The sequence below is a fragment of the Pseudoalteromonas sp. SG45-1 genome (assembly GCF_014164135.1).
GTDB lineage: Bacteria > Pseudomonadota > Gammaproteobacteria > Enterobacterales > Alteromonadaceae > Pseudoalteromonas > Pseudoalteromonas distincta.
Genome location: NZ_JACJEP010000049.1, coordinates 1 through 9,919, shown reverse-complemented (window position 1 = coordinate 9,919; position 9,919 = coordinate 1). Strand labels below are relative to the sequence as shown.

General features: G+C 40.4%; 9 protein-coding genes. All 9 read right to left on the bottom strand.

Going from position 1 to position 9,919, the window contains the following annotated elements:
• Nucleotides 1-227: 227 nt before the first annotated feature.
• The gene (locus tag H5117_RS20015) at nt 228-2,006 is read right to left on the bottom strand and encodes a sugar phosphorylase (RefSeq protein ID WP_182712304.1); all 1,779 of its coding nucleotides are present in this window, start codon (nt 2,004-2,006) and stop codon (nt 228-230) included.
• A gap of 55 nt (nt 2,007-2,061) precedes the next feature.
• Nucleotides 2,062-3,282, bottom strand: a complete 1,221-nt coding sequence (locus H5117_RS20010; protein ID WP_182738988.1) for a glycosyl transferase — start codon at nt 3,280-3,282, stop codon at nt 2,062-2,064.
• Entirely contained in the window at nt 3,275-5,020 is a 1,746-nt protein-coding gene (locus tag H5117_RS20005; protein WP_182738410.1) for an HAD-IIB family hydrolase, read from the bottom strand. Before H5117_RS20005 ends, H5117_RS20010 begins: the two co-directional genes overlap by 8 nt.
• Nucleotides 5,021-5,165: 145 nt before the next feature.
• Nucleotides 5,166-6,404, bottom strand: a complete 1,239-nt coding sequence (locus H5117_RS20000) for a uracil-xanthine permease family protein (RefSeq protein ID WP_149593033.1) — start codon at nt 6,402-6,404, stop codon at nt 5,166-5,168.
• A gap of 10 nt (nt 6,405-6,414) precedes the next feature.
• Nucleotides 6,415-7,044, bottom strand: coding sequence for a uracil phosphoribosyltransferase (upp, locus tag H5117_RS19995; RefSeq protein WP_002958676.1), 630 nt, complete (start codon nt 7,042-7,044; stop codon nt 6,415-6,417).
• 146 nt (nt 7,045-7,190) lie between these two features.
• Nucleotides 7,191-8,147 carry a phosphotransferase gene (locus H5117_RS19990; RefSeq protein WP_182738987.1) on the bottom strand — a complete coding sequence of 319 codons (957 nt, stop codon included), beginning with the start codon at nt 8,145-8,147 and terminating at the stop codon, nt 7,191-7,193.
• A 318-nt stretch (nt 8,148-8,465) separates the two neighbouring features.
• Entirely contained in the window at nt 8,466-8,696 is a 231-nt protein-coding gene (locus H5117_RS19985) for a hypothetical protein (RefSeq protein ID WP_131692412.1), read from the bottom strand.
• 145 nt (nt 8,697-8,841) lie between these two features.
• Entirely contained in the window at nt 8,842-9,303 is a 462-nt protein-coding gene (locus H5117_RS19980; protein WP_182675886.1) for a hypothetical protein, read from the bottom strand.
• A 115-nt stretch (nt 9,304-9,418) separates the two neighbouring features.
• Complete coding sequence (locus tag H5117_RS19975) at nt 9,419-9,778, bottom strand: hypothetical protein (protein WP_182738986.1); 360 nt, start codon at nt 9,776-9,778, stop codon at nt 9,419-9,421.
• Nucleotides 9,779-9,919 lie beyond the last annotated feature (141 nt).

Genomic DNA, 9,919 nt, shown 5'->3' with positions numbered 1-9,919 from the left:
ATGTAGGTAAGGGGCGTGAGCAGGACGCGGAAGCTTTGCTCGGTTTTTACTTATTCTTACATGGATGTAAGCCAGTAGGGTAACGCAGGAGCAGTTACCGAGCCCACTAGGTTACAAACCTCGCGTCGCGATTTAATCGCCCCTAGATTGAACAAATTTCAATCCACAAAGAACAACACGCCCTAGTTAAAACAAAGGCTCGCAGTGCGAGCCTTTTTTAATACATTTTATTTAATATTACTCAGCCACACGCTTTGGTATGGTTCTAGCTCTATTGTTAATTGGCTTTCTTCAATCGTTTTATCTGCCACCAAATCAAACCACTTTTGGGTGTTAATTAAGTTCAAGTCGGCCAATGTGAGCGTTTGTGGTTTATCGCTAATATTATAAACGCAAAATATGCTTTGGCGTCTGTCTATACTTTGTCGCCAAAAACCAAATAATCCCCCTGCTAAATGCAGCGTAAACTGTGTAGCATTTGGGTGGAAGGCACTTTGCTTTTTGCGTACTGCCAATAAGCTTTTTATGCCGTTAAACACTTTATGATGATGACTGTACTTTTCACCAATTGCCGACAGTAGCTTTGACTCTTGCCAACGATGGCGGTTAATAGCACGGTTATGCTGTGAATTTTCAAAGCGTTCGTAATCGTTAGTTGTACCCAACAAACTATGAATATAAAGCCCTGGGATACCTTCAAGCGCAAACATAATTGCGTGAGCACACATAAACCGCTCCAGGCCAAACTTATCTGGGCCATTGTGCGTCCCTTGGAGAGCATCAAATAAAGCAATATTTAGCTCGTACGGTGTATGCGTTCCATCGTTACTGGTTCGCATAGATACACGACCACCAAATTGCATAGTGGTACTTACAAGTGACGCCACTTCACTGGGTTGTAATAAACCTTCAATTGGTCTGAGCCCTATTCCATCGTGCGAGGCTATAAAATTAAAGTATGCCGTCCCATTTTGCGCAGGCGGCATACTCATCATCCAATGTTTAATTGCTGTGCTATCGCCGCTAAGTAATGTGTGTAGCAACAATGGCGGTAATGCAAAGTTATAAATACTGTGCGCTTCGTTGGCGTTACCAAAGTACGATAGGTTTTCTTGGTTTGGAATATTGGTTTCGGTAATAATAACTACGCTGGGCTCTGCGTGCTCAATAAGCGTTCGCATGAGCCTTACGGCTTCATGTGTTTGCGGCAAGTTAATGCAACTTGTATTAAGCTGTTTCCACAAAAATGCAACCGCATCAAGCCTAAACAAACGCACGCCATTGTCTAAATAATGCCTAATTATTCCCACAAACTCTTTAAGTACATCAGGATTGCCAAAGTCAAAATCAACCTGATCGTGACTAAAGGTACACCACACGTGTTTTTCGCCGCTTGGCGTAGTTACAGTATTTAATAATGATGAGGTTCGCGGGCGTACAACTTGGCTTAAATCATCCGTTAAGCTCGCCGTTTTGAAATAGTCTTTACCCGGGTGTAAATCATTTAAAAAGTTCTCAAACCATACACTTCTGCTTGAGCAATGGTTAATAACCAAATCCGCCATTAGCTTTACATCTTTAGCGATATTTTGAATATCTCCCCAATCACCCAAGGACTCATTCACTTGCACGTAGTTCATTACGGCAAAGCCTTCGTCTGAGCTGTACGGGTAAAATGGCAATATGTGCAGCGCATTTAACTGCATATCACATTGCTCTTTTATAAACCTGTGTAGTGTTTTAAGCGGTGCCTCCATTGGGCTCGATACGGCAAATTCACTATCATCGTGTTTAATAATAGAGTCGCCATAAGCAATCAATACTATATCTTGTTCATCCCACCGGTTTGTATGGGGTGTCGGGTCGCGCAGTGCATTGCTACCTAGTATAATTTTAATGAGTTGCTGAGCAAGCTCAGTAACCGATAAAGGCAGCTCAACACCCTCATAAATAATATGAAGATGTTGCTCTACTCGTTGTAAAAATAATTCGCTAACTGTGCTCACATGCGCCCCTAATATTTATTGTTTAGACTTATAGGCTAGTTAACCTGCACGCAGGTTAACTATATTCTTCGTTATCTAGCTCTACGGCTTCTTTTAAGCGCTCAAGTACGTCTGGCATTGCTGATACAACACGGTTCCAACTTGGCACAAATGGCGCTTCCATTGGGTTTTCTAAAAAGTGTTGCCCTGCTTCCATAATATTTTGTGCAAACATTTCTACTGCTTTTTCTTCTTGGTGTACATCAAGCGTTAACCCGTTCATTAGCGCGTCGTTATGATACGTTTCTATAAAATCTAAACCGATACGGTAATAAGTCGCTTTTAATGAACGAATTGTTTCGCTGGTAAAAGTAACACCTTGAGTCGCCAGCTTTCTAAACAATGCCTTAGTAATATCAATCGACATTTTAGACAAACCTGCACTTTGATCATCAAGTGAAAGTTCTTGGTGCTTATGGTCATAATTATCGGCAATATCTACTTGGCACAAGCGGTTATGCGAATAGTTACGATACATTTCACTCAGTACGCCTATTTCAAGGCCCCAATCACTTGGGATACGAATATCGTTTAATACATCGCGTCTAAACGAAAACTCACCTGCAAGTGGGTATCTAAAAGAGTCCATATATTCAAGGTAGTCGGTATTGCCTAAAATTGTTTTAAATGAGCGAAGCAATGGCGTTACTAATAAGCGCGATACACGGCCATTAATTTTGCCATTAGCAGTACGCGGGTAAAACCCTTTACAAAATTCATAGTTAAAACGCGGATGCGCAACGGGGTAAATTAAGCGGGCAAGTAGGCCTCTGTCGTAGGTTAAAATATCGCAATCATGCAGCGCGATAGACTCTACTTCTGCTGTTGCTAATTTATAACCCATGCAATACCACACATTACGCCCTTTACCCAGCTCGCGTGGGGCAACACCTAGCTCTTGTAATTCTTTATCAAGTGCTTGTAAGCGTGGGCCGTCGTTCCATAATACTTTATGGTTTTGGTTTAGCTCTTTAAAAAAGCCTAGTGCATGACGGTACTGTGCTTCGTCGGCTCTATCTAAGCCTATCGTAATTTGTGATAAATATGGTACTTCGCGTAATTCACTAACTATATTTTGCAGCGCAGGGCCTTCAAGTTCACTAAATAACGAAGGAAGTATTAACCCCATAGGGCGCTGCTTACTAAAAGTAAGTAGCTCTTTTTCTAGGTCTTCTATTGGTCTGTCGGCAATATTATGTAGTGTTGTAATAATGCCATTCTGATAAAAATCAGCCATGAGATGTTTGCTCCTCAGAAATACTTAAAATACTGCTAATACACGGCAACGACGTTATTTCTTCAATCCAGCCCAGCGGTGCTGGTGATTGAGAATATCGTGCTTTGTTGTGCGACAATTTAACCGGCTTTTTACTCGCCGGATTGGCAATAATAATGGCGATATTTGCGTGTTCTAACATTTGCTTATCGTTATCGCTATCACCCAGTGCTATAACCGTGAGAGGCTTTCTGAAATGATGGGTAAACTGTTTAACTAACCACTGCTGTGCAGCGCTTTTATCGGTATTTTTGGCAATATGAATGAAGCGTCCACCAATTTTTATATCGTAGCCGAGTGCTTCAACGTCGTTTACAAAGGCTGTGAGTAATTCGTCATTGCCATACCAATAAAGAGGGTCTGAATAATCGCGAGTTTGTGCGCGTCTTGCTTGTGCATCGTTTAGCCCGGTAAGCTCTGATATTTGCTCACTCGATAAGTCACTAAACAATTTGTAATGCGCTTTATAATCCGCCTTTAAAGTATTTAAATCATTTAATAAACTCGATAACGGCTTTGCCATTGCGTAGCACCAATAAGCGCCTACTTTTTTACAACCAATTGGCTTTAATTCAAAATAGTCTTCTGGAATAAATACCGCTGCACCGTTTTCGACAATAAAAGGCTGTCGAATATTTAAATCGTTTTTAAGCTCTATAACTTCGCAAAAAGTTTTGCTGGTATTAAACACCACAGGAATATGCGCATTTTGCAGCTGCTGTAATAACTCACTGATATTATTTGTATTGTAATCGGCGTGATCGAGTAATGTACCGTCCAAATCTGTAAAAATAATAGGTTGAAGGGTGTCATCACTTGTTAGGTGCATACCGCTAATATCTCGGTTGCTATCAAGTTCAATTAAAGCATTTGCTTTAGCGCTCAGTGTGTTTAAGTTCTCACGCGTAATGCGCTCAAAATGAGAAATAAAATACACCAATTGCTCGTTAGTCATGGTGCCTGAGCCTTCACCTTTTTTGGCTATTAGCTTTTGTTCTTGCTCTTGTCGCCATGTAAAAACATCACTAAAACTCGGTGCTTTTAGCATAACGGTATAATCAATTAGGTTAAAAACGGCTTTATATTCATTTGCCAAACAGCTATTTACACAGCGGCGCCAAACGCCTTCTTTATCAAACTGTTGCTCTAACTCGTTAAGCGGCTCACTCAATGAAAACAGCGGTTGTGGCTCACTGCCCACGCACCACCCTTCTAAAATAACAATATCAACTGGCTTTTCATTTGTTAGCCAATCACTTGTTGGCACGCAGTCGTCTTCGTGTTTATTAAAACGGGGAAGCGGTACGTTTACCTCTCCTGCCAGTAAATTAGTTATTGTGCTATTCATTAACGCTACGTCGTGAGTACCCGGTACTCCGCGAGTAGTAAAAAGAGGATGTACGTCTTTGGCAAGCTCAGCACGTGCTTGTTTTGCTAAATAAAAGTCATCAATTGACAATGCTACACTGTTAAGTGGTGTGTTTTTAGAAAACCACGTAACTAAAAAATCTGCGAGTGTTGTTTTTCCTGAGCCCTGGCATCCATTTATGGCAACAAAAATAGGAGTATTTGTTTTTTTAGATTCGAGGATGTCATGCGCAAGTGGAACAAAATATTGCTCACTCAAATATTGATACTTTAAAGGCAGTTGGTGTTTTGCTAAAAACGGGGTTATATCCACAATATTGGCCTCTGACATAGTAACTCCTTTGCATACGATGCGTTCTGGAAATTAAATGCAGATACTAGACCATTATTATTTTTGTATATTTATTAATAGGTTAAAAAAATAGCGCATTGAAAATGCGCTATTTTGGTGCAATATTTTTAACTTACGTGCACTATTAACTCTCTTGAGGCTGCGCCTTAGGTAATACAAGGTTGAGCACAATGCCTAAAATAGCGCATAAACTTACGCCCTCTAAACTAAATTGGCTACCACCTATATGCATACCGCCAATACCGCACACCAAAATAAGTGCAACAATACTTAAGTTACGTGGTGCTGTTAAATCATCGCCCGACTTAACTAATGTATTTAAACCCACTACAGCAATAGAGCCAAAAAGTAGAATCATAATGCCACCCATTACAGGTACAGGTATAGTCTGTAAGCCAGATCCCATTTTAGCAACAAAGGCTAAAATAATGGCGATAATGGCTGTCCACATCATTACTTTAGGATTGAAGTTTTTGGTAAGCATAACTGCTCCCGTCACCTCTGAGTAAGTAGTGTTAGGCGGGCCGCCAAATAATGATGCTGCAGACGTCGCAAGGCCATCACCAAACAAAGTACGGTGAAGCCCAGGTTTTTTCAAAAAGTCTTTATTGGTTACTTGGCTAATAGCCATCATGTCGCCAATATGCTCAATTGCAGGTGCTATTGCTACAGGCACCATAAACAAAATAGCCTGCCATTTAAACTCAGGCCATGTGAAGTTTGGTACAGCAAACCACTGTGCGTTAGTTACTGCATCAAATTGCACAACGCCCATACCAAGCGATAAACAATAACCCGCAACAACCCCTGCCAGAATAGGTATAAGCTTGAATACGCCTTTTCCCCACACTGCAAAAATAAGCGTAACCACTAACGAGAACAACGAAATATAAATAGCACTGTTGTAATCAATAATTTGAATACTTCCGTCGCCACTTTTACCCATCGCCATATTTACAGCAACAGGTGCAAGCGCTAAACCAATAACCATAATTACAGGGCCTACAACCACAGGCGGTAAAATTTTATGAAGCGTTGCAACGCCCTTAAATTTTACTAATAAACTTAAAAGCATATAAGCAAAGCCCGCTACCATTAAGCCGCCCATAGTGGCTGGCACGCCCCACATTTGCACAGCGGCAATAATGGGTGCAATAAAAGCAAATGATGAAGCTAAAAATATAGGCACTTGGCCTTTAGTCACTACCTGAAACAGCAAAGTACCAATGCCAGCGGTAAAAAGCGCAACATTAGGATCCAAGCCCGTTAAAAGTGGCACTAATACCAGCGCACCAAATGCTACAAACAGCATTTGCGCGCCTGTTAAAATGGTTTTTATTGAAAAGGTGTCATTATTTTGCACTTAAAGACTCCTAAACAGTACCGAATATTTTGTCGCCCGCATCGCCTAAACCAGGGATAATATAGCCCTTTTCGTTTAAGTGGCTATCTACAGAGGCTGTAAATATTTCTACGTCGGGATGTGCTGTAAGTGTTTTTTCCACACCTTCTGGTGCAGCTACTAATACAATTACTTTGATTTCTTTACAGCCTGCTTTTTTAAGCATATCGATTGTGGCAATCATTGAGCCACCTGTTGCAAGCATAGGGTCAATAACTAAGCTTAAGCGCTCATCAATATTACCAACAAGCTTTTCAAAATATGGTACTGGCTCTAGCGTTTCTTCGTTACGTTCAAGACCAACAACACTTACTTTAGCGGCTGGTAATAACTGCATAACACCGTCCATCATGCCAAGACCAGCACGCAAAATAGGCACTACGGTAATTTTTTTACCTTTAATGTGCTCTACTTTTAATTTATTGCCATCCCAGCCTGTAATTTCGTTATCTTCTAACTGTAGGTTTTTAGTTGCTTCGTAGGTTAATAAGGTTCCAACTTCAGAACATAATTCACGAAAGCTTTTAGTACTAATACCATGCGCTCGCATTAGGCCTAGTTTATGTTGAACAAGAGGGTGAGAAATAACGTGAATTGCCATGATATAAACCTACTGATACAAGAATTTGCAGTATTTTATATTAAAAAAGGTCATTTGACCTGTAGTTTTAAAGAGATTTTCATACATCGTGCCAAAATGTATTGTTTTGCTTGATATTTATGCAAGAGATTAGCAAAACCTGTTTATTAAATGTTACCCGCTAACCAGCTGTTTACTTGCTGTTGCATATAACTATTTATTTTTTGATGCTCGGGGCTCCACCCAGCTAAAAATCGATAAAAGTCAGCCCATGCAGCAGGCCATAAAGCGAGCCAATCGTCAGCTATTTTACTTGCTGGTGCCCAAGGGTGATAAGCTGTAATAGCAGCCTTTAAATTATCAAAATAATACACAAGGTACTCATCAGCGCACTCGTGTAATTGTGCATCACTTAAGCAACTGGTCATAAAATACATTACATCAATTATCCCAGAACCTGCACCTATATACTGAAAATCATAACCGAGTATTTCATCGCGCTCATTTGCTGCAAAGTTAGCAAGTTTTGCATCGCCATGAATCAGCGTTTTATACGTACAACTTTGTAGCTGCTCATCTATTTTATGTGCAGCATTTTTAATATCGGACTTTTTATCAAGGTTATCTTTTAGTTTATTAAACTCATCTGGGCGCGTGCTTAAATGCCAGTAGTTGCCTTGCTGCCATAACCCTTCAGCGGGTTTACTTAAGTTAAACGCATGAAAGTGTGCAAGCCACCTTAATATAGCTTTAACATGTTGTGGCCCTGCTTGAGTAAACCCATGTTTGGTGAAATCCTTAAACACCAGCGCATATTCATCATCTTTATTAATTGCACCTATACATTCAATACTTTGCGCATGCACTGGGAAATGCTGGCTATAAAGCTTATAAAATGTGTATTCAACACTATATGAGTGCTGCTTTCTTTTAAGCGCAAATTCGCTTTGTTTAATTTTAGGATGGTGTATATAACTGGGTATTTTAATCGCTTTAATAACGCAGGCTTTATCATCAAGCTGGCACTGCACAATACTGCCACACCCACTCCAAAGTGATGTAAGCGTATCGCCAATTTCAATGTGCTTAAAGTGAGGTTGTAATAAAGGAATATAAAATGCCATAGCTATTTTAAGTAATTAAGTTTTTTGTAGTTTAACATTAGTGGACGTTTTTAATAAAACTAAGGCATAAAAAACCCCACTTGGTTTTATACAAGTTTGTATGTAAATAGTGGCCAAAATCACTATGCCACTACACATAGACTCCCCACCAATCATCCAGTGATTTGGCAAAGATACGTGAACTTTAACTAATCCTTCGTTGCTCATTTAGATGCCTAACGCCCAGCTAAGCCGCCGGAACGGAGTTGATTGTTTTGTGCGAGCGTAGCGGAAAAGCACAAAACGAGCAACGCAGTGGAGGTCGGATTGAGCTGTTTGTTATGTGCGAGGCTCACGCTTGTTCCATACTAGTGATGGACACACCGTTGACGCATATTTTTGTGCTTCTTCAATTGACGAATATGCTCCTCCCTGAAAAGTAGAAGTATTTGAGTATGCGCCAATATGAAGACCATAAAACTCACCAAAACGATCCTCTCTAACGACAGGTTCATCTTCGTGGTCGCCAGAACCAGGCTTGAAATTAGTTTTAATAATATGAGCCTCCATATCTACAGCTTCATCATAGAGCCATTTCCCGCTAACAATTAGTTCTTCTACTATTTTGACCAATACTAACTCCCTAGCACATAACACCCTACATAACCGGTTTTGGCTGCTCTTGCCAAAATCCGGTTCATGTATTTGTTATATTTCATTGCGCGAATATCAATAAGGGGATATCACCAGCTACTTTGGGTACACTAATTGGCCCTATAACCAACTCTCCAGTGTTCTTATCTACGACAGAAAAGTTAACTTCTGTCCAACTATGTTCGCCTAATTTTATTTGGTATTCAGCTTTCCTATCAAAAGTTGCTTTGATGGGAGCCTCAGCGTGGTTTGCTCCTTCATTGTAACAAATGCTTATTTCCCTCTCCCCCAATTCAACTCTCGTCGGTTTATCAAAAGTAAAACTGTTTTGGAAGGCACCATCGACTCGACATAAATAGACTTTTTCATGTCCTTTCCCCAGGAACTTCCCAGGACTATCTTCACCCCAAAAAACGACACTTGGAACGGTCTCTAGTGGTGGAGAATACAAATTAGCATTTCGGCCAGTAGAAGAGCACCCAAGTAAAAACAACAATGTGAATAAGACTACTAAAAACTTCATGTGACTCTCCCTGAAATATAACTTTTAAATAAGGGGAGCAGACGCGTGGGCTATAATGCGAAGCAGCCCACGTGTATGCGTCCCAGCGAACGTAGTGAGTGACTTAATTTTTTTGTTATGTGCAAACACTCAATACAACCTTGCCACTATTGATTGTGACATTACCGAAGCAGGCCGAAATCAAAAATCCTGATTCTGTTTTGCTAAAGCTATCTATGTTGCCATAGTCCAGCGAGCCATCTAAATCCGTTGTCGGCGTGATTTCCGATTGCTCTTTAACACTCGATATATATGAAAAGTCAGAGAACGTTAAAACTGCTTTTTTATAACAAGTGTACTCATTGGGCTTTGGCCTAGTGTAATGAACCGATGAAGGCCAGATACTAGCTTCAAGCTGTATAGAAAATTTGTTTTCTGAGACTGTCCAGCTCAGTATAAAAGAGTCTTGAAGATCAATTCCATCCATAGAATCCAACAGTTACTCCTTGCACATAACACTTTAGTATTTATGCGACACGCAGTTTGTGTTGCATAATCGCTTGTTGGACTGAGGCGCTACCTGCTCGGTGTGTCAGAGTTGGTGTTGTTTATGCTATGGGAATTTGCTTTTTAGAGG